A 19815-nucleotide genomic window follows, 5' to 3' on the forward strand; every position below is an offset into this window, starting at 1 on the left:
CCCGCGCGAACTCATCGCGCACCACTGCGCGCTGCCCGAGGGCGACGCACCGACGCGCCGTCCCCACGGCTTCCGCGGCTGATCTTCGCACCCGCGGGGCGAGCACCACCACTGTCCTGTGCCGGCCGCGCCTCCGCGGGCCGGCACAGGGGGCAGATCAGTCCCGGGTGAGGCGGCGGTGCGTCACCCGGTGGGGACGCGCCGCGTCCGCGCCGTAGCGCTCGATCTTGTTGGCCTCGTAGCCCTCGAAGTTGCCCTCGAACCAGTACCAGGCGGCGTCGTTGTCCGACAGCCCGCCCTCCCAGGCGAGGATGTGGGTGCAGGTGCGGTCCAGGAACCACCGGTCGTGGGAGATGACCACGGCGCAGCCCGGGAACTGCTCGAGGGCGTTCTCCAGCGACCCGAGCGTCTCCACGTCCAGGTCGTTGGTCGGCTCGTCCAGCAGGATCAGGTTGCCGCCCTGCTTGAGGGTCATGGCCAGGTTCAGCCGGTTGCGCTCACCACCGGAGAGCACCTCGGCCTTCTTCTGCTGGTCGTGGCCCTTGAAGCCGAAGGCGCTGATGTAGGCGCGCGAGGGCATCTCGGTCTGGCCGACCACGATGTAGTCCAGGCCGTCGGAGACGACCTCCCAGACGCTCTTGTTGGGGTCGATGCCGGTGCGGTTCTGGTCGACGTAGCTGAGCTTGACCGTCTCGCCGATCTTGACGCTGCCGGAGTCCGGCTCCTCCAGACCGACGATGGTCTTGAACAGCGTGGTCTTGCCGACGCCGTTGGGGCCGATGACGCCGACGATGCCGTTGCGGGGCAGCGTGAAGGACAGGTCCTTGATGAGCAGCCGGTCCTCGAAGCCCTTGTCCAGGTGGTTCACCTCGACGACGACGTTGCCCAGCCGCGGCGGGGCAGGGATCTGGATCTCGTCGAAGTCGAGCTTGCGGGTCTTCTCCGCCTCGATCGCCATCTCCTCGTAGCGCGCCAGGCGGGCCTTGCCCTTGGTCTGGCGGGCCTTGGCCCCGGAGCGCACCCAGGCGAGCTCGTCCTTGAGGCGCTTCTGCAGCTTCTGGTCCTTCTTGCCCGAGACCTCCAGGCGAGCGGCCTTCTTCTCCAGGTAGGTGGAGTAGTTGCCCTCGTAGGGGTACAGGTGGCCGCGGTCGACCTCGGCGATCCACTGCGCGACGTGGTCGAGGAAGTACCGGTCGTGAGTGACGGCCAGGATGGCGCCCGGGTAGGCAGCGAGGTGCTGCTCCAGCCACAGCACGCTCTCGGCGTCGAGGTGGTTGGTGGGCTCGTCGAGGAGCAGCAGGTCGGGCTTGCTCAGCAGCAGCTTGCACAGCGCCACGCGGCGCTTCTCACCACCGGAGAGGTGGACGACGGACTCCTCCGGCGGCGGGCAGCGCAGCGCGTCCATCGCCTGCTCCAGCTGGGAGTCGATCTCCCACGCGTCAGCGTGGTCGAGCTTCTCCTGCAGGTCGCCCATCTCCTCCATCAGCTCGTCGGAGTAGTCGGTGGCCATCAGCTCGGCGATCTCGTTGTAGCGCTTGAGCTGCACCATGGTCTCGCCGAGGCCCTCCTCGACGTTGCCGCGGACGGTCTTGGTCTCGTCCAGCTCGGGCTCCTGCATGAGGATGCCCACGCTCGCACCGGGGGCGAGGAACGCCTCACCGTTGCCCGGCTGGTCCAGTCCAGCCATGATCTTGAGGATGCTCGACTTGCCGGCGCCGTTGGGGCCGACGACGCCGATCTTTGCCCCGGGGTAGAACGACATCGTGACGTCATCGAGGATGACCTTGTCGCCGTGCGCCTTGCGCACCTTCTTCATGGTGTAGATGAACTCAGCCATACCCGCCAGCCTAGTGGTGCCAGCGGCGCCGGCACACCACGCCCGACGGCGCCTCCACCCCGCCGTCCTCGGCGGGGCGGAGGCCGCTCGGTCAGACGGTGGCCAGCTCCTGGGTGTCCTCCCCCAGCGCCGCCCCGTCCAGGTCCACCCTTGCCCGGTAACCGTTCTCGCTCTCCGCCCGGTCGTCGCCACCCGCGGCACCACCGGCGCGCGGGTCGGTCACCGGAGCGCCGTCGGGGGCGCCGGCGTCGCTCCCGAGACGGCGAGTGTTGTCGATCACGGCCACGCAGCGGGCCAGGTCCGGCCCCACCGTGCTGGCGTCGAGCTCCAGGCTGGAGCGCCGGCCGCCCTCCTCCATCCACTCGCGGGTGTAGAGGCGGCCCACCACGATCACCGGGTCGCCCTTGCCCACCGCCGCACCGACGCCCTTGACCAGGCGTCGCCAGCAGGTGACGTTGACGTAGAGGCTGTCGCCGTCCACCCACTCCTGGGTGGCGCGGTCCAGCCGGCGCTCGTTGCAGGCCATCCGGAACTTGATGAAGGGCGCACCCTCGGCGGTGTGCCGGCGGTACGGGTCGGTCACCACGGTGCCCACCAGGGTCACGGTCGTCTGGGTCATTGCTCGGGTCCTCACTGCTCGGCCCGCCAGAGCTGCAGTGGATTGCCGCTCCTGGTCGGTCCCCGGCCGCCGTCGACCGGTGAGATGACCCTGCGCCCGCGCTGCCCACCGGACCAGGTACCGCGCGGGTGCTGTGTACAGCCGGCGTGGCTGTGCACCAGCTCCCCGCCCGGCGGCAAAGCTGTCGGTGCGGTGTGCCGACCCGGACGTCAGTGCAGCTGCTGCTCCTGGTCACGACGCCGCAGCTCGGCGAACATGTTGTTGTGCGCCTCCAGCTCCGCGTCGTCGTCGCGGTCGGCCACCCGGTCCACCCGCTTGGCGGTGCGGGAGTCCTCCCGCGACCACTGCACCAGCAGGGCCACCATCACCAGCATCAGCGGCACCTCGCCCGCCGACCAGGCGATGCCGCCGCCCAGGCGCTGGTCGCCGAGCAGGTCGCTGTTCCAGGTGAGGCCGAGGGTGCGGTAGTGGGCCGCGGCCACGATGGTGGAGGAGCCCATCAGGATCACGCCGAAGAAGGCGTGGAAGGGCAGCGCCGCGAAGACCATGCCCAGCTTGGCCACCGACGGCAGCTTGCGCGGCGCCGGGTCGATGCCGATGGCGACCCAGTAGAAGAGGTAGCCGGAGATGAGGAAGTGAGCGTTCATCGCCACGTGCGCGGAGTGGTACGGCACCAGCACGTCGAAGAGCCCGCCCAGGTACAGCGCGTAGAAGCTGCCGACGAACATGAGCAGCGCGAACACCGGGTGCGTGATGATCCGGGAGAAGCGGCTGTGCAGCGCCGTGAGCAGCCACTCGCGCGGCCCGGGCGGTGCGCCCGCGGGCGAGGTGGGCAGCGCCCGCAGCGCCAGCGTGACCGGTCCGCCCAGCACCAGCAGCACCGGCACCAGCATGGAGAACACCATGTGGGCGCTCATGTGCGCGCTGAACGACGCCATCGCGTACTTGCCCAGGCCCGAGGAGCTGACGAACAGCAGCGCCACGCAGCCCAGCAGCCAGGCCACCGTCCGGCCCACCGGCCAGGCGTCGCCCCTGCGGCGCAGCCGCACCACGCCCCACACGTACATGCCCGCCAGCACCAGCGCAGCGGTGCCGTAGACCAGGTCGAAGCGCCAGCCGGTGAGCATCTCCTGCACGCTGAACGGGTTGGGCAGGTTGTAGCCCAGCGCGACCTCGCTCACGGTGGGCACCGCGCCGCCCTGCGGCGGCGGGGTGCGGCTCAGACCGATGGCCAGACCCACGGTCGCGGCCAGCAGCACCACCTCGATGGCGGCCAGCCGCAGGAACGGGGCCCGGTTGGTCGGGTCGGCCTGCAGGGCGGCGACGGCGTGCCGGCGCTGCAGGTACCCGAGGACGCCCAGGGCGAGCAGGGCCACGGCCTTGGCCAGCACCAGCACGCCGTAGGTGGTGGTGAACAGGTCGGACAGCGGCAGCCGGACGGAGGCGTTGATCACGCCGGTCACGGCCATCACGCCGAAGCAGACGAGGGCGACCTTGGAGAAGCGCCGCACGGCGAGGTCGGCGAGCTCACCGCGGTGGTAGCCGTGCAGCAGCACCGCCACCAGTCCGCCGGCCCACAGCGAGGCCGCGACCAGGTGGAACACCAGGCTGTTGGCGGCCACGTCGTGCGAGCCGCCGGCCGAGGAGTGCCCGGACAGCCCCAGCGGCACCAGCGTGAGCAGGCCCAGCGCCAGCAGCGCCGGCGTCCAGTGCCAGCGCAGCACCACCCGGCAGCCCACGGCCAGCAGGAACGCCAGCCCGGCGGTCCACGCCCAGGCCCGGGTCACCTCCACCTCGCCCACCAGGTCCCACATCAGGGCGGGGTCGAGCGCGTCCTTGAGCGGCTGGCCCGAGGTGTCGGAGAGGGTGAGCGGCACGAGCAGCAGCGCCGAGATGCACCACACCGTCGCCGCGACGGCGGCCACCCGCATGGCGCGGTAGCCATCGACGGAGAGCACCCCCGAGCGCTGCGGCGGCACGAAGAACGCGGCCAGCAGAATGCAGCCGATGGCCAGGACCGCCGAGGTCTCCCCCACCGCCCGCACGATCGGCAGCCCGTAGGTGGTGAGCACGCCGGGGTCGGGCAGACCGAGCAGGGACAGTGCCTCGGTGGTGGAGAGCGCGGCCAGCGCGGCCGCGACCACCGCGGCCACCACGCCAGCAGCGAGCAGCACTCCGCCGGGGCATTGCGTGGGTGGGGTCGAGGTGTCCTGCGAGGCCATGGCTGCCAGCGTAGGAGCACTCGCTGCCCACAGCCGCCCCAGGTCGATACCCTTGCCGCTGTGCGCAGGCGGAGGACGGGGGCTCTGGCGCTGCTCGCCGCCCTGCTCAGCGTCGCGGCGTGCTCACAACCGGTACCGGGCACGCCGATACCGGCGGTGTCAGCCCCCTCCTCGACGGGGCCCACGTCACCCGGTGACAGTGCCCACACGCCGGAGCTGGTGAGCAGCGGAGCCCACCTGTCCACGCCGAGGCAGGCCGACGTGGTGCCCCCCTGCAGCATCGCCGCCGAGGCGCAGGTGGTGAGCACCCTGGGCGCGGTGACCGGACCGCCGGCCCCGCTGCCGGGCACGCCCAGCAGCTGCGTGTGGCCCCTGCTGGGCGGCAGCGAGTCCGGCTTCCTCACCGGCTACGGGGTGTCCTTCACCGACGTCGCGGCCACCCACCCCGCCGAGCAAGGTGGGCTGGAGCGCGCCACCGACGGCAACAGCACCTGGTTGTGGTGCGAGCGCTCCGAGGCCCGGCAGACCATCACCTGCGGCGCCGCGGTGGCCATCAGCGCCGAGCGCACCTTCGTCACCGGCCTGGTCCGCCCCGTCACCGTCGATCGCACCACCACGACGGTGCTCGCCGAGCTCCAGAAGATGACCATCCCGCTGCTGCGCTCGCTGCCGGCCATCTAGAGCGGGCGCCGTGGAACGGCACCGCCCCGCGCGGGTCCACCCGGGACCAGGCGGAGGGCGCTAGGCTCCCTGCGTCCGTCCGCGGGCACGCCTCCGTAGCTCAGGTGGATAGAGCAAGGGCCTTCTAATCCCGAGGTCGCAGGTTCGAGTCCTGCCGGGGGCACTCACCCGCACGCACGGGCTCGAGCACTGCCCGGGTGCCCGTCCCGCCTGGTCGTAGCGGTCGCACCGGCGAAGTTCGGTTCGCCTAACTTGCGGGTGCGGGACACCGAACATACTGTCCCGGCATGCGTGCACGACGTGCCTCGGTGATCGGCTCGGTGCGAGCGCTCACGGCCGTCCTGGTGCTGGCGCTGGCGGGGTGCAGCAGCGCGGCGGGCGAGGAGGCCGACGACCGTCCGACCGTGCTCACCACGTTCACGGTGCTGGCCGACATCGCCCAGAACGTCGCGGGCGAGCACCTGCGGGTGGAGTCGATCACCAAGCCCGGCGCGGAGGTGCACGGCTACGAGCCCACCCCCGGAGACGTCAAGAAGACCGCCCGCGCCGACCTGGTGCTCAACAACGGCATGAACCTGGAGGCCTGGTTCGCGCAGTTCGTCGAGGATCTCGACGTCCCCCACGTGACGGTCAGCGAGGGCGTGGAGCCCATCGACATCGCCGAGGACGACTACCGCGGGCTGGCGAACCCGCACGCCTGGATGTCGCCGCTGAACGTGCAGATCTACGTGGCCAACATGGTCACCGCGTTCAGCGAGCTCGACCCGGCCAACGCCGACGCCTACCGCGCCAACGGGACCGCCTACCAGGCCCGGCTGCAGCTCGTGCAGGACGAGCTGACCTCCGGGCTGGCGGGGCTGCCGCCGCGCCAGCGGGCCCTGGTCACCTGCGAGGGCGCCTTCTCCTACCTCGCCCGCGACGCCGGGCTCACCGAGAAGTACGTGTGGGCGGTCAACGCCGAGCGCCAGGCCACGCCGAAGCAGATTGCCAGCGTCATCGAGTTTGTCCGGAGCAACGAGGTGCCTGCGGTGTTCTGCGAGTCGACCGTCTCGGACGCGCCCATGCGCCAGGTGGCACAGGCCACCGGCGCGAGGCTCGGCGGCACCCTCTACGTGGACTCGCTGTCGGCTGCCGACGGACCCGTGCCCAGCTACCTGGACCTCGTTCGGCACGACACCACCGTCATCGTCAGCGGCCTCACGGGGGCGGCCCGATGAGCACCCCGGCCATCGAGGTGGACGAGGTGACGGTGCGCTACGGCGAGGTCCTCGCCCTGGATCGCGCCACCCTCAGCGTGGCGCCCGGCCGGGTGTGCGGGCTGGTCGGGATGAACGGCTCCGGCAAGTCCACCCTGTTCAAGGCCGTGATGGGCATCGTCCGGCCGGAAGCCGGTCGGGTGCTGCTGCACGGCAGCCCCCCTGCCCAGGCCCGCCGCTCCGGCGTGGTGGGCTACGTCCCGCAGAGCGAGGACGTCGACTGGGCGTTCCCGCTGTCGGTGCGCGACGTGGTGATGATGGGCCGCTACGGGCACCTCGGCCTCACCCGCCGACCCCGCCGTGCCGACCACCAGGCGGTGGACGAGGCGCTGGAGCGGGTGGAGCTCAGCGAGCACGCCGGACGCCAGATCGGGCGGCTGTCCGGCGGGCAGCGCAAGCGCGCCTTCGTCGCCAGGGGGATCGCCCAGGACGCCACGGTGCTGCTGCTCGACGAGCCCTTCGCCGGGGTGGACAAGCGCACCGAGGCGACCATCACCCGGCTGCTGCGCGAGCTCGCGGGGGCAGGCACCACCATCCTGATCTCCACCCACGACCTGCGCGCCCTGCCCGGTCTCGCCGACGAGGCGGTGCTGCTGCGCCAGCGGGTGCTGGTGCAGGGCGACCCGCGAGAGGTGCTGCAGCCGGCCAACCTGGCCCGGGCGTTCGGCTTCGACGTCCTGGACCGGCTGGAGACGACCACGTGACCGCCCACGAGCTGTTCCTCGAGCCGCTGACCTACGGCTTCATGACGCGGGCGCTGGCCACCACGGTCGTGTCCGCGGTGGTGTGCGCCGTCCTCTCCTGCTGGCTGGTGCTGGTGGGGTGGTCGCTGATGGGTGACGCGGTCTCGCACGCGGTGCTGCCCGGGGTGGTCATCGCCTACGTCCTGGGTGCGCCGTTCGCGGTGGGTGCAGTGGTCTTCGGGTTCCTGGCGGTGGCCCTCATCGGCGTGGTGCGCGACACCAGCCGGATCAAGGAGGACGCTGCCATCGGCATCGTCTTCACCACCCTGTTCGCCCTGGGCCTGGTCCTCATCTCGGTCACCCCGAGCCAGACCGACCTGAACCACATCATCTTCGGCAACCTGCTGGGCGTCAGCCGCGCGGACCTGGTCCAGGTGGCGGTGCTCGGGGCGGTGGTGCTCACCGCGCTGGTGCTCAAGCGCCGGGACTTCACCCTCTACGCCTTCGACCCCGTCCACGCCCAGGCCATCGGGCTGCGTCCACGGGTGCTGGGCGCGGTGCTGCTGGGTCTGCTCGCCCTGACCTGCGTGGTCGCCCTGCAGGCGGTGGGGGTGATCCTGGTGGTGGCGATGCTCATCATCCCGGGAGCCACCGCCTACCTGCTCACCGACCGCTTCGCCCGGATGCTGCTGGTCGCACCCACCATCTCGGTGGTGTGCTCGGTGACGGGGCTGTACCTCAGCTACCACCTGGACACCGCCTCCGGCGGGATGATCGTGCTCAGCCAGGGGGCTGTCTTCACCCTGGTCTACCTCTTCAGCCCCACCCACGGCGTCCTCGGTCGTCGCCTGCTGGCTGCCCGGCGCCGCACACCGGTCACCGACCCCGTCAGAGCCGTCGGATGACCAGCGCGATCTCCACCACGCCGATGACCAGCAGGATCCAGCCGGCGGTCTGGGCCAGCGTCACCAGGCTGAGCAGGCTGATGCTCGCCAGCACGATCACCCCACCGAGCACGGAGAGCACGCCCATCACGAACGGGATGCTGGTGAGGTCCCCGCGGGCGCCGAGGCCGAAGGAGATGCCGCTGATCCCGGCGATGATCCAGCCGACGCCGAGGATGGCCACCAGGGTCTCCAGCGAGGAGAACGGGCTGGCGATCAGCAGGACGCCGGCCACCATGGCCAGCACGCCCAGCAGCGCCCCCAGCACCCGCAGCGCCGTGGGCGCCACCAGCAGCGCCGCGGCCTGCACCGTGCGCCAGGCCCCGAAGATGATCAGCTGGACTCCCAGCAGCACCGCCAGCACCACCAGGGTGGCGGTGGGCCACACCAGCACGATGAGCCCCACGGCCACCGTCGCCACGCCGGCGAGCACGCCCAGCGAGCGGGCCACCCTGCGGGCGGACGACACCTGCCGCCGAAAGATGTTGTTGGCCTCTGCAGACGACATCGCGGGGCCTCCCCCAGGTGCTGGACGCGCGGCAGCCTCCCTCGACGGTACCCGCGGCAGCACACCGCTGAGCCGGACCGGGGTTGCGTCAACCGGTTACCCTCATCCGGTGATCAGCGTCATCGCTCCGATGTGGAGCCGGCGCTTGCGGAGGACCCGCACTGGTCGCCTCACCACCACCGAGGCCGTCCGCCCTGATCCGGCCGCGCCCCCCACGACCTGGGCCATCGGGCGCCGCCGGTGGGATCGACCACCACCGATGACTGCTGAGCCGTCCCCATCGGCCCCCACACCAACGAGGTAGGCGCGCGGAACATGGACCTGTCCAAGGCAAAGATCGCGGCACGACTCGCGGAGACCAAGACGTTGGCGCTCGGCCTGGTGCCGGTGGCCCAGTCGGGCATCATCGCGCCGATGCGCCCGGACCGGCTGGCGCGCGTCGCCGCTGCCTGGGTGCGGTGGGACTTCACCCCCAGCTCCCTGCTGGCCATCTCCGCGCGCCGTGCCCCCGATCGCGTCGCCGTCATCGACGACAGCGGTGAGCTCACCTACGGCCAGCTCGAGGCCGACGTGATGGCCCTGGCCCGCAGCCTCAGCCGCAGCGGGGTGGGCACCAAGAGCCGGGTCGGCGTGCTCTGCCGCAACCACCGCGGCGTGCTGCAGGTGCTCGGTGCGACCGGTCGGGTCGGCGCCGACCTGGTGCTGCTCAACACCGGCCTGTCCGGCAAGCAGCTGGGCGACGTGCTCACCGAGCAGAAGATCACCGTGCTGGTGGCCGACGGCGAGTTCGCCGAGGTGCTGCCCGACGACATCGACGAGCGGCAGCGCTCCGGTGACCTCCGCCTTGTCGGGGCGGTGGACGGGCTCAAGCTGGGCTCGGACGTGGAGACCGTGGACGACCTCATCGAGCGCTCCCCTGCCGACGTCACGCTGCCCACCCGTCCCCGGCGCGGGCGCACCGTGGTGCTGACCTCCGGCACCACCGGCACGCCCAAGGGCGCGCACCGGCCCGAGCCGCGCAACTGGATGCCCGCCGCGGCGGTGCTCTCGCGCATCCCGCTGCGCAGCGGCGAGACCACCGTGGTCGCCGCGCCGATGTTCCACACCTGGGGGTTCGCGGCGCTGCAGCTGAGCCTGGCGCTGGGCTCCACCATGGTGCTGCGGCGCAAGTTCACCCCGGCCGAGTGCCTGGCCGACGTGGAGCGGCACCAGGCAAAGGCGCTGTTCGTGGTTCCGGTGATGCTGCAGCGCATCCTCGAGCTGCCCGAGGACCAGCGTCGTCACGACACCTCCAGCCTGCGGGTGATCGCGGCCAGCGGGTCCGCCCTCGGTGTCCCGCTGGTGAAGAAGGCGCTCGAGACGTTCGGCCCGGTGCTCTACAACCTCTACGGCTCCACCGAGGTGAGCTGGGTGTCCATCGCCCAGCCCCAGGAGCTGCAGGAGCACCCCTCCACCGCCGGACGGCCCCCGCTGGGCACGGAGGTGGAGATCCTCGACGACGAGGGCAAGGAGGTGACGGGTGACACCGTGGGCCGGGTGTTCGTCGGCAACGGGATGCTGTTCGAGGGCTACACCCGCGCCGGGGAGGACAAGGAGATCGTCCGCGGCCTGATGAGCACCGGCGACCTGGGCCACCTCGGCGACGACGGGCTGCTCTACATCGACGGGCGCTCCGACGACATGGTGGTCTCCGGCGGGGAGAACGTGTACCCCGGCGAGGTGGAGGACCTCATCAACGCCCTGGACGGCGTGCGCGAGGTGCTCGTGACCGGTGTGGACGACGAGAAGTTCGGGGCGCGACTGGCTGCCTACGTGGTGCGGGAGGGCGACGACGGCTCGGTGCACGCCGACTCGGTCCGCGAGCACGTCAAGAAGCACCTGGCGCGCTTCAGCGTGCCGCGGGACGTGGTGTTCCTGGATGAGCTGCCCCGCAACGCCACCGGGAAGATCGTCAAGCGCGAGCTGCCGGACTCGCAGGAGAAGTCGGAGCAGTAGCCCGCTTCGTGTATCCCCCGTCACACCTGCGGCGCTAGGTTGGTCCCCGTAGTCGTCGGAGGGGGTCTGACATGACCACGTACGTGGTGACGGGCGGTACCGGGTTTCTCGGCAGGTACGCCATTCCGCTGCTGCTGACGCGGCCGGAGTGCGACGCGGTGCACGTCCTGGTGCGGGAGTCCTCAGTGGGCCGGCTGGAGAACCTCGCTGCGGGCTGGGCGGGCGGGCAGAAGGTCCATCCGGTGATCGGTGACCTCACCCAGCCCGGGCTGGGCCTCGCCGAGAACACGGTGCCCGCCCGTGCCGCCCACCTGCTGCACCTCGGTGCGGTCTACGACATGACCGCCCCCGCGGAGGCGAGCCACGCCGCCAACGTCATCGGCACCACCGGGGTGATCGAGCTGGCCGGCCGCCTCGGCGCGCGGCTGCACCACGTGTCCTCGGTGGCAGTGGCCGGCGACCACCCGGGCACCTACACGGAGGACGACTTCGACCTCGGCCAGGACCTGCCCTCGCCCTACCACGCCACCAAGTTCGAGGCCGAGAAGCTGGTGCGCCAGACCGCCACCACGCCGTGGCGGATCTACCGTCCCGCCATCGTGGTGGGCAACTCCGTCACCGGGCAGATGGACAAGATCGACGGGCCGTACTACTTCTTCGGTGCGCTGGCCAAGTGGGCGTCGGTGCCCTCGCTGCTGCCGATCGCGCTGCCCGACCTGGGGTCGACCAACCTGGTGCCGGTGGACTACGTGGTGGCGGCGCTGGACCACCTGATGCACCGCGAGGAGGGCGACGGCCAGGCGTTCCACCTGGTCAACCGCCGTCCACAGCCGCTGCGCGAGGTCTACGGTGCCCTCGCCTCGGCGGCGGGAGCACCCATGGCGGTGGCCACCCTGCCGCGCGAGGTGCTGGCGCCGCTGTCCCTGCTGGGCCGGCTGCCCGGCGCCACCGTCGCCCGCGACCTGGTGCTCAACCAGCTGGAGATCCCGCCGGAGGTGATCGACCACACCACCTTCAGCGCCGACTTCGCCAGCCACAAGACCCGCAAGGCGCTGCGCGGCACCGGGATCGCCGCACCCGACCTGACCACCTACGCGGCGGCGCTGTGGAGCTACTGGGCCGACAACCTCGACCCGCAGCGCGCCCGCCGCGACGACCCGGCCGGCAAGCTGGTGGACCGCGTCGTGGTCGTCACCGGCGCCTCCTCAGGCATCGGCAAGGCGCTGGCCATGGCCCTGGCCCGGGAGAACGCCATCAGCCTGCTGCTGGCCCGCCGGGCCGAGGAGCTGGACGAGGTGGTGGAGGAGGTCCGGGCCATCGGCGGCCGGGCACACGCCTACCCCTGCGACATCACCGACCCGGAGTCGGTGAGCCAGGTGGTCAAGCACATCATCGACGAGCACGACCACGTGGACGTGCTGGTGAACAACGCCGGCCGCTCCATCCGTCGGTCGGCCTCGGCGTCGGTGGAGCGGATGCACGACTACGAGCGGACCATGGCGGTGAACTACTTCGGCGCCGTCCGCCTGGTGCTGGCCGTGCTGCCGCACATGGAGCGGCGCCGGCACGGCCACGTGGTCAACGTCAGCTCCATCGGCGTGCAGGCGCTGCCGCCCCGGTTCAGCGCCTACGTGGCCAGCAAGGCCGCCCTGGACGCGTTCAGCGACGTGGTCGCCAGCGAGACCTGGCACGACGGCATCACCTTCACCTCGGTGCGGATGCCCCTGGTACGCACCCCGATGATCGCGCCGACCTCGCTGTACGACGCCTTCCCCGCGGCCACCCCGGACGACGCGGCCCAGCTGCTGCTGCGGGCCATCAAGGACCGGCCCAAGCGGATCAACACCCCGCTGGGCACCCTGGGCGAGGTGGCCGGCACGCTGGCGCCCAAGCTCAAGGACGCGATCCTGCACCAGGCGTACCAGGTGTTCCCCGACTCCGCGGCGGCCCGCGGCGACAAGCCCACGCCCGATCCCGCTGCCACACCGGCCCAGCAGCAGGCGGCGGCGTCCGGCAACGCGATGGGCACCAAGCAGCTGTCCCGGGTGGCGATGGCCTTCGCGCGGCTCATGCCGGGCGTGCACTGGTAGCGCGCGGGCGGGCGGGTTTCTCCGTACCGTCGTGACGGTGCCCACCCCCGCCGTGCTGAACCGCGGTGCGCGCTGGGCGGTGCTCGCCGTCGTGGTGGGCGTGCTGGTGGCCACGCCGTCGCTGGTGGCGCGACTGCCCGCCCGCGACTCCCCCGCCACGGCCCCCGAGCTGCTCAGCGCGGTGCGTGCCTCGGCCGAGCTGCCCTACTCGGGCTACGCGGAGTCGGTGGGCGGGGTGTCGCTGCCCCAGGCCACCCAGCTCAGCTCGCTGACCGACCTCTTCGGCGACACCACCCGCACCCGCAGCTGGTACCGCGGGCCGCAGCAGTGGCGGGTGGACACCCTCAGCGCCACCGGGGAGACCGACTTGTACCGCGACGCCGGGGGCACCTGGAGCTGGGACTTCGAGAGCGACACCGCGGTGCGCTCGGTGGACCTGGCGGTGCGCCTGCCGCGGGCGGCCGACCTGGTGCCGCCCGCGCTGGGCCGGCGCCTGCTCAGCGAGGCCACCGACGCCGAGGTGACCCGCTTGCCCGCCGCGCGGGTGGCCGGGCGGGACGCCCCGGGGCTGCAGCTGCACCCCGCCGACCCGCGCAGCACCATCGCGGCGGTGGACGTGTGGGTGGACCCGGGCACCGGCATTCCGCTGCGCGTGGTGGTGCACGCCGTGGGTGCGCAGCGGGCGTCACTGAGCAGCTCGTTCCTGGAGTTCACCCCCGCCGAGCCCGCCGCCGGTGTCACCACCTTCACCCCGCCACCGGGAGCCACCGTGCGCACCGAGCAGCCCGACGACCTGGTGGCCGCCGCCCAGCAGGCCGGAGTGCGCACCCCCGACCGCCTGGCCGGGCTGCCGCGCCGCACCGGCCTGTCCGGGGTGGGCGCCGACGGCGGGCTCGGCGTCTACGGCCGCGGCGTCACCACCGTCATCGCGGTGGCCGTGCCTGGGCGGACCGCGCGGCAGCTGCGGGCGGAGCTGACCACCGCGCCGGGCGCGCTCACCGACTCCACCGGCACCACCCTGGCCGTGGACCCGCTCACCGTGCGCCTGACCGCCCCCGGGCCGCGCGGGCTGGCCTGGCTGCTCGTCGGCACGGTGACCGCGGACCCGCTGGCGGCCGCCGCCGCCGAGCTCGCCGCGGTGCGGCTGCGATGACGACCGACGTGCTCGAGCGGCCGATGATCCAGACCCACGCGCTGACCAAGCGCTACGGAGCGGTGCACGCGGTGCAGGGGGTGGACCTGCAGGTGAACAGCGGCGACATCTACGGCTTCCTCGGCGCCAACGGCTCCGGCAAGACCACCACGGTGCGGATGCTGCTGGGCCTGGTGCTGGCCACCTCCGGGCAGATCGAGCTGCTGGGCGAGCCGATGCCGCGGCGGCGCCGGCACGTGCTGCCCCGGGTGGGCACGCTGGTGGAGGGTCCGGCCGCCTACGGCCACCTCTCCGGGCGGGCCAACCTCACCATGCTGGACGCCGCCGGACCGGGCGGCTCGCGGCGCACCCGCCGCCGCCGGGTGGAGGAGGTGCTGGAGGAGGTGGGCCTGGCCACCGTGGGCCGGCGGCCGGTCAAGCACTACTCCCTGGGCATGCGCCAGCGACTGGGCCTGGCCAACGCCCTGCTGCGCGCGCCGGAGCTGCTGGTGCTGGACGAGCCCACCAACGGCCTCGACCCGCAGGGCATCCGGGAGATCCGCGAGCTGCTGCTCAAGCTGCACGCCGGCGGCACCACGGTGTTCCTCTCCAGCCACCTGCTGGCCGAGGTGGAGCAGCTGTGCACCCGGGTGGGCGTGCTGGACCGCGGCCGCCTGGTGGTGCAGGACTCGATGGCGGCGATGACGTCGTTCACCGGCCGGGTGCTGGTGCACACCCCCGACGCTGCGTGGGCGGTGACGGTGCTGCAGGCCGAGCCCGGGGTGGTGGTGCACGAGCGGGTGGCCGACGAGCACGACGAGTGCCTGCTGGTGGCGCACCCCAGCGCCGAGGAGCTCAACGCGACGCTGGTGCGGGCGGGGGTGCGGGTGCGGGAGCTGCGGCCGGAGCGGCGCAGCCTGGAGCAGACGGTGCTGGCCGCCACCGAGGCCCACGGCGCCCGCGAGCAGCAAGGCGGCGTGCGGTGATCCTGGTGGAGCTCAAGGCGCTGCTGCGGCGCCCGCGGACGTGGGTGATCATCGCGCTGCTGGACGCGCTGCCCACCCTGGTGGCGGTGCTGCTGGCCTACACCGGCATCGGGCCGCGCCCCGGGCAGGGGCCGGCGTTCCTGTCGGCGGTGCTCACCAACGGTCAGCTGTTCCCGCTGGCGGCGCTGGCCATCGTGCTGCCGCTGTTCCTGCCGGTGGCGGTGGCGGTGGTGGCCGGCGACGCCATCGCCGGGGAGGCCCAGGCCGGCACGCTGCGCTACCTGCTGACCCGGCCGGTGGGGCGCACCAAGCTGCTGGTGGCCAAGCTGGTCTCGGTGGTGGTGTTCGTGGTGCTGGCCGTGCTGGTGGTGGCCGGCACCGCGTACGTGGTGGGGGTGAACCTGCTGGGCAGCACCTCCCTGGCCACCGGGCTCTCCGGCACCTCGCTGACCCAGGAGGACATCACCCTGCGCACCGCGCTGGCCATCGGCTACGTGGCCATCTCCATGCTCGGCGTGGCGGCCACGGCGCTGTTCTTCTCCACCGTCACCGACTCCCCGCTGGCGGCCACGCTGGGCGCGCTGGCGCTGCTCATCGCCTCGTCGCTGCTGCTCACCCTGGAGGCCGCCGGCGCGCTGCAGCCGTACCTGCCCACGCGGTACTGGCTCGCCTTCGTCGACCTCTTCCGGGACCCCATCCCGTGGCGCGACCTGGTGCGTGGCATCGGCCTGCAGGCGGTGTACGTCGCCGTCTTCCTGGGTGCGGGCTGGGCCAACTTCTCCACCAAGGACGTCACCAGCTAGGTCCCGCTGGGGGCGTTCAGGTCGCGCAACGCGCCCACCGGTTGGACGGGGGCGGGCTCAGCCGCGCAGCGCCGCGCAGTCGGTGGCGCCGAGCGTGCGCGGCGGCCCGGGGTCCAGCTGGAGCAGCACGATGCCGCTGCTGACCGGGTCGGTGGGCAGCGCGTCGTGCGCCACCGCGGAGTCGCTGCAGACGCTCTGCACGGTGAGGTTGAGCGCGCCGTCCAGCTCCGCCGAGCTCGGCGGCGTCACCACGCGGTCAGCCGTGGTCCACACCGACACCACGCTCGGGCCGGCCGGTGCGCTCGCGTTGAGCCGGCGCAGCAGGTCACTGTCCGGGTCGAGCTGCTGGCAGGCAGTGGGGCACAGCGACGGCAGCAGCCCGCCGGCCAGCGCGGCGAGGTTGGTGCCGTGGTGGGGCGAGCCCAGGGTGACCAGCCGGCGGGTGACGTCGGCACCGCCGAGGTCCGACAGCCACACCCGCGCCACCACTCCCCCGGCCGAGTACCCGACCACGTCCACCGACTCCGCCCCGGTGCGCTGCAGGGCCGCGCGGGCAGCGGCGTCGAGCACCCGGGCCTGCTCGGTGAGGTCACCGGTGCCCTCGCCGGGCAGCGCGACGACCTCCGCCTCCCGCCCGCTCGCGCGCAGCTTGACGGCCAGGTTCTGCAGGCTCTCGGTGGACCCGCCGTAGCCGGGCACCAGCAGCACCGGTCCCGGCCGGTCCTCCGCCACGGGGGCGCTGTCGTCGGAGCGGGTGAGGACGAGGACGGTCACCACCACGGCGACGGCCACCACCAGCGCGACGAGCAGCAGCAGGAGTCGACGTCGGGCCGGAGCCATCGCGGAGAACACCACCTCAGCCTGGCACGGCCCCCCACGCGCGGCCGTGGCAGGACTGGCCGCACAGCCGTGCGCCGATGTTGTCGGACCTACTGGATAGGGTGGGTGCGTGCAAGACAAACTGGTATGGATCGACTGCGAGATGACCGGCCTCGACATCAAGACCGACAAGCTGATCGAGATCGCGGTCCTGGTCACCGACAGCGAGCTCAACATCCTCGACGAGGGCCTGGACATCGTCATCCACGCGGATGACGACGCGCTGGCCGGCATGCCTGAGGTGGTGCAGAAGATGCACGCCGCCTCCGGGCTCACCGAGGAGGTGCGCGCCTCCACCGTCACGCTGGAGGAGGCCGAGCAGCGGACGCTGGACTACATCAAGCAGTTCGTGCCCGACCCCCGGACCGCCCCGCTGTGCGGCAACTCCATCGGCACCGACCGTGGCTTCATCAGCCGGGACATGGCCACGCTGGACGAGCACCTGCACTACCGGATGATCGACGTCAGCTCGATCAAGGAGCTGTGCCGGCGCTGGTACCCGCGCATCTACTTCGGCCAGCCGGAGAAGGGCCTGGCCCACCGCGCCCTGGCTGACATCACCGAGAGCATCCGCGAGCTCGCCTACTACCGGCGCACCGCGTTCGTGCCGCAGCCCGGGCCCACCTCGGAGGAGGTCGCGGCGGTCACCAAGGAGCTGATGGGTGTCTCTGGGGGAGCCGATTCGGAGTCCGCGGAGGGCACCCGCTAGAATCTTCCACGGCTCACGACGCGGTCCTCGGACAGCGTCAGCGGCCATGGTGGGTGTAGCTCAGTTGGTAGAGCACCGGGTTGTGATCCCGGTTGTCGCGGGTTCGATCCCCGTCACTCACCCCAACCAGGAGAGCCCCTGACCAGCAGCGACGCTGGCCAGGGGCTCTTCTCGTTCACCGGGCCGCGCTGGTGGCCCCGTACACCCCACGGGACAGGGTGGTCATGATCGCCTCCACGATCTGGTGCCGCGTCATCTCGCCGGCCTTGGCGGTCTCCCACCCGGCGTAGAGCAAGCCCCAGAAGGCGCGACGCACCCACGCCCGCGACAGGTCCGGGTTCAAGTTCGCCTCCGGGCGGGCCAGCACCTCGTCGATGGCCTCCTCCATCGCGGCCAGCTCCGCGGCGAGGTCGGGGTCGGAGTGGATCAGCGGCTCGGCGTAGAGGTACATCAGGATCGAGCCGAGCTCGAAGTGCTCGTCCACGATGCGGCGCAGCACCGCCTCGACGGGGCCGGTGTGCGGGTCGGCCCGCTCGATCGCCCGCCTGCTCTGGTGGACGACGTGGCGGGCCAGGGCGTGGACCAGGTCCGCCCGTTCCGGGAAGTACCGGTGCAGCGTGGTGCGTCCCACTCCCGCAGCGGCGGCCACGTCGGCCAGGGACGCCTGGGCGTCCTGCGCCAGCACCACCACGGCGGCCTCCAGGATGGCCGCGCGCGTGCGCGCCCGGGTACCCGTCTCGGTCTGCTGCCCCGTGCTCATGCCGACAGGGTACTGAGCAGTCCCTTCATGGAGCACTGGTGGACAGAAATGGAACATATATGTTCCAATTGAGGGGCGTAGGTCGACCTCCGCTGGCCTGCCGCTGCCGGTCAGCGGCAGGCGGCTGCTCCTCCCCATTCGCGAAGGCGTTCATGACTCACCTGACTTCGGCTCCCCGAGCAACCGCCCGCAGCTGGGTTGCGCTGGCCGTGCTGGCCCTGCCGGTGCTGCTGCTGGCCATCGACGCCACCGTGCTGATGTTCGCGCTGCCCGGCATCGCCGCCGACCTGTCGCCCTCGGCCACCGAGCAGCTGTGGATCCTGGACATCTACTCGTTCATGCTCGCCGGGCTGCTGGTCACCATGGGGGCCCTCGGCGACCGGATCGGCCGCAAGAAGCTGCTGCTGATCGGGGCTGTGCTGTTCACCGTCGCCTCGGTGGCCGGTGCCTTCGCCACCAGCCCGCTGCACCTGATCCTCGCCCGAGCCGCGCTCGGCCTCGCCGGGGCAACCATCATGCCGTCCACCCTGTCCCTGATCCGGGCCATCTTCCTGGACCGGGCGCAGCGCCGGCTGGCGATCGCCGTGTGGGCGACCATGGGCAGCCTCGGCGCGGCGGCCGGCCCCGTCGTGGGCGGCTGGCTGCTCGAGCACTTCTGGTGGGGCTCAGCCTTCCTGCTCAACATCCCGGTGATGGTCGTGCTGGTCATCCTCGGACCGATCCTGCTCACCGAGAGCCGGGACCCGAACCCTGGGCGACTGGACCTGCTCAGCGTCGTGCTGTCGCTGGTGGCCATGCTCAGCACCGTGTACGGGCTCAAGACGCTGGCCGCCGGGCACAGCACGAGCACCTCCCTGGCGGCGGTGGTCCTGGGACTGGTGGCCGGAGCGGTGTTCGTGCGTCGACAGCTGCACCTGCCGTCCCCGCTGCTGGACGTGCACCTGTTCCGGGTCCGGGCCTTCCGCGGGGCGGTGGTGGGTGACCTGCTGTCCATCTTCGCCCTGGTGGGGTCGATGTTCGCGCTCACCCAGTACCTGCAGCTGGTCGCCGGGATCGGCCCGATGCAGGCCGGGGTGTGGCTGCTGCCCGCCATGGCGATGGCCGCCGCCGCGGGCTTCCTCGCTGCCACCCTGGTCAAGCGGATCAGCGCCGCGGTGCTGGTCACCCTCGGCCTGGTCGTGGCCGCCGGCGGGTTCGCGGTCCTGTTCACCCTGACGCCCGGCTCCGGGGCGGTACCCGTGGCTGTCGCGATGTGCCTGATCTGTCTGGGCACCGGGGTGGGCATGACCTTGACCAACGACATCATCATGAGCTCGGTGCCGCCCGAGCGCGCCGGTGGAGCCGCCGCCATCTCCGAGACCGCCTACGAGCTGGGCACCGCCCTGGGCACTGCGGTGCTGGGCTCCATCCTGGCCGCCGTCTACCGCACCCACCTGGTCGCCGAGCCCGCGGCCAGCGCCCAGGTCTCCCCGGGTGCCCTGGAGCAGGCCGGCTCCACGATCGCCGAGGCGTTCTCCGTCGCCGCCGAGCTCCCCGCCGCGGCAGGGCAGGCTCTGGTCACGGCGGCCCAGACGGCCTTCACCGACGCGCTGGTCGTCACCAGCGTCCTCGGCGCCGTGATCATGCTGGTCGCTGCCGGCTGGGCCGCGACCACGCTGCGCGGCGTCTCGGCCACCGCCGACCTCACCGAGCGCGCCGACCACTGAGCATC

The 19815-nt window shown here is 72.1% G+C and carries 17 protein-coding genes and 2 tRNA genes; 13 read left to right on the forward strand and 6 right to left on the reverse strand.

Annotation, left to right across the window (positions count from 1 at the left end):
• Positions 1-157 precede the first annotated feature (157 nt).
• From ettA to ELX43_RS11280, 3 genes are all read right to left on the reverse strand, one after another.
• Entirely contained in the window at positions 158-1837 is a 1680-nt protein-coding gene (gene ettA, locus ELX43_RS11270; RefSeq protein WP_127783510.1) for an energy-dependent translational throttle protein EttA, read from the reverse strand.
• A 91-nt stretch (positions 1838-1928) separates the two neighbouring features.
• Positions 1929-2456 (reverse strand): single-stranded DNA-binding protein, encoded by a 528-nt coding sequence (locus tag ELX43_RS11275; RefSeq protein ID WP_127783511.1) that lies wholly within the window; start codon positions 2454-2456, stop codon positions 1929-1931.
• A gap of 209 nt (positions 2457-2665) precedes the next feature.
• Positions 2666-4678: a cytochrome c oxidase assembly protein gene (locus ELX43_RS11280; protein ID WP_127783512.1), complete on the reverse strand. Its 2013-nt coding sequence runs from the start codon at positions 4676-4678 to the stop codon at positions 2666-2668.
• A 219-nt stretch (positions 4679-4897) separates the two neighbouring features.
• Here ELX43_RS11280 and ELX43_RS17640 point away from each other — a divergent pair, with 219 nt between their 5' ends.
• The 5 genes from ELX43_RS17640 (at position 4898) to ELX43_RS11305 (ending at position 8203) form a co-directional block, all read left to right on the forward strand.
• On the forward strand, positions 4898-5359 hold the full coding sequence (locus ELX43_RS17640; protein ID WP_164860641.1) for a hypothetical protein: 462 nt from the start codon (positions 4898-4900) through the stop codon (positions 5357-5359).
• An 89-nt stretch (positions 5360-5448) separates the two neighbouring features.
• Positions 5449-5522, forward strand: a tRNA-Arg gene (locus ELX43_RS11290).
• 124 nt (positions 5523-5646) lie between these two features.
• A complete protein-coding gene (locus ELX43_RS11295; protein ID WP_127783514.1) occupies positions 5647-6576 on the forward strand; it encodes a metal ABC transporter substrate-binding protein in 930 nt (309 codons plus the stop codon).
• Positions 6573-7319 (forward strand): metal ABC transporter ATP-binding protein, encoded by a 747-nt coding sequence (locus ELX43_RS11300; RefSeq protein WP_127783515.1) that lies wholly within the window; start codon positions 6573-6575, stop codon positions 7317-7319. The genes ELX43_RS11295 and ELX43_RS11300 overlap by 4 nt, the downstream gene beginning before the upstream one ends.
• Before the next feature lie 41 nt (positions 7320-7360).
• Positions 7361-8203, forward strand: coding sequence for a metal ABC transporter permease (locus ELX43_RS11305; RefSeq protein WP_127784847.1), 843 nt, complete (start codon positions 7361-7363; stop codon positions 8201-8203).
• Here the strand turns inward: ELX43_RS11305 and ELX43_RS18230 are convergent.
• Complete coding sequence (locus ELX43_RS18230; protein ID WP_127783516.1) at positions 8187-8750, reverse strand: DUF308 domain-containing protein; 564 nt, start codon at positions 8748-8750, stop codon at positions 8187-8189. The two genes, ELX43_RS11305 and ELX43_RS18230, sit on opposite strands and share 17 nt — an antisense overlap.
• 315 nt (positions 8751-9065) lie before the next feature.
• Here ELX43_RS18230 and ELX43_RS11315 point away from each other — a divergent pair, with 315 nt between their 5' ends.
• The 5 genes from ELX43_RS11315 (at position 9066) to ELX43_RS11335 (ending at position 15756) form a co-directional block, all read left to right on the forward strand.
• Positions 9066-10745: an AMP-binding protein gene (locus ELX43_RS11315; protein ID WP_127783517.1), complete on the forward strand. Its 1680-nt coding sequence runs from the start codon at positions 9066-9068 to the stop codon at positions 10743-10745.
• 71 nt (positions 10746-10816) lie between these two features.
• Complete coding sequence (locus ELX43_RS11320) at positions 10817-12835, forward strand: SDR family oxidoreductase (protein ID WP_127783518.1); 2019 nt, start codon at positions 10817-10819, stop codon at positions 12833-12835.
• A 37-nt stretch (positions 12836-12872) separates the two neighbouring features.
• Positions 12873-13988, forward strand: coding sequence for a hypothetical protein (locus tag ELX43_RS11325; RefSeq protein ID WP_206518003.1), 1116 nt, complete (start codon positions 12873-12875; stop codon positions 13986-13988).
• Entirely contained in the window at positions 13985-14953 is a 969-nt protein-coding gene (locus ELX43_RS11330; RefSeq protein ID WP_241248915.1) for an ABC transporter ATP-binding protein, read from the forward strand. The genes ELX43_RS11325 and ELX43_RS11330 overlap by 4 nt, the downstream gene beginning before the upstream one ends.
• On the forward strand, positions 14950-15756 hold the full coding sequence (locus ELX43_RS11335; RefSeq protein ID WP_127783519.1) for an ABC transporter permease subunit: 807 nt from the start codon (positions 14950-14952) through the stop codon (positions 15754-15756). The genes ELX43_RS11330 and ELX43_RS11335 overlap by 4 nt, the downstream gene beginning before the upstream one ends.
• 57 nt (positions 15757-15813) lie before the next feature.
• Here ELX43_RS11335 and ELX43_RS11340 read toward each other — a convergent pair whose 3' ends face one another.
• Positions 15814-16596 carry an alpha/beta fold hydrolase gene (locus tag ELX43_RS11340; RefSeq protein WP_164860642.1) on the reverse strand — a complete coding sequence of 261 codons (783 nt, stop codon included), beginning with the start codon at positions 16594-16596 and terminating at the stop codon, positions 15814-15816.
• Between the two features lie 109 nt (positions 16597-16705).
• Between ELX43_RS11340 and orn the strand changes: the two genes are divergently transcribed.
• Both orn and ELX43_RS11350 read left to right on the forward strand, forming a co-directional pair.
• A complete protein-coding gene (orn, locus tag ELX43_RS11345) occupies positions 16706-17344 on the forward strand; it encodes an oligoribonuclease (RefSeq protein WP_127783521.1) in 639 nt (212 codons plus the stop codon).
• Positions 17345-17393: 49 nt separating this feature from the next.
• Positions 17394-17469, forward strand: a tRNA-His gene (locus ELX43_RS11350).
• A 50-nt stretch (positions 17470-17519) separates the two neighbouring features.
• Here the strand turns inward: ELX43_RS11350 and ELX43_RS11355 are convergent.
• Complete coding sequence (locus ELX43_RS11355) at positions 17520-18104, reverse strand: TetR family transcriptional regulator (protein ID WP_127783522.1); 585 nt, start codon at positions 18102-18104, stop codon at positions 17520-17522.
• 152 nt (positions 18105-18256) lie between these two features.
• Here ELX43_RS11355 and ELX43_RS11360 point away from each other — a divergent pair, with 152 nt between their 5' ends.
• Complete coding sequence (locus ELX43_RS11360) at positions 18257-19810, forward strand: MFS transporter (protein WP_127783523.1); 1554 nt, start codon at positions 18257-18259, stop codon at positions 19808-19810.
• The last annotated feature ends 5 nt before the right edge of the window (positions 19811-19815 follow it).

It is taken from the genome of Rhodococcus sp. X156 (genome assembly GCF_004006015.1).
Lineage (GTDB): Bacteria > Actinomycetota > Actinomycetes > Mycobacteriales > Mycobacteriaceae > X156.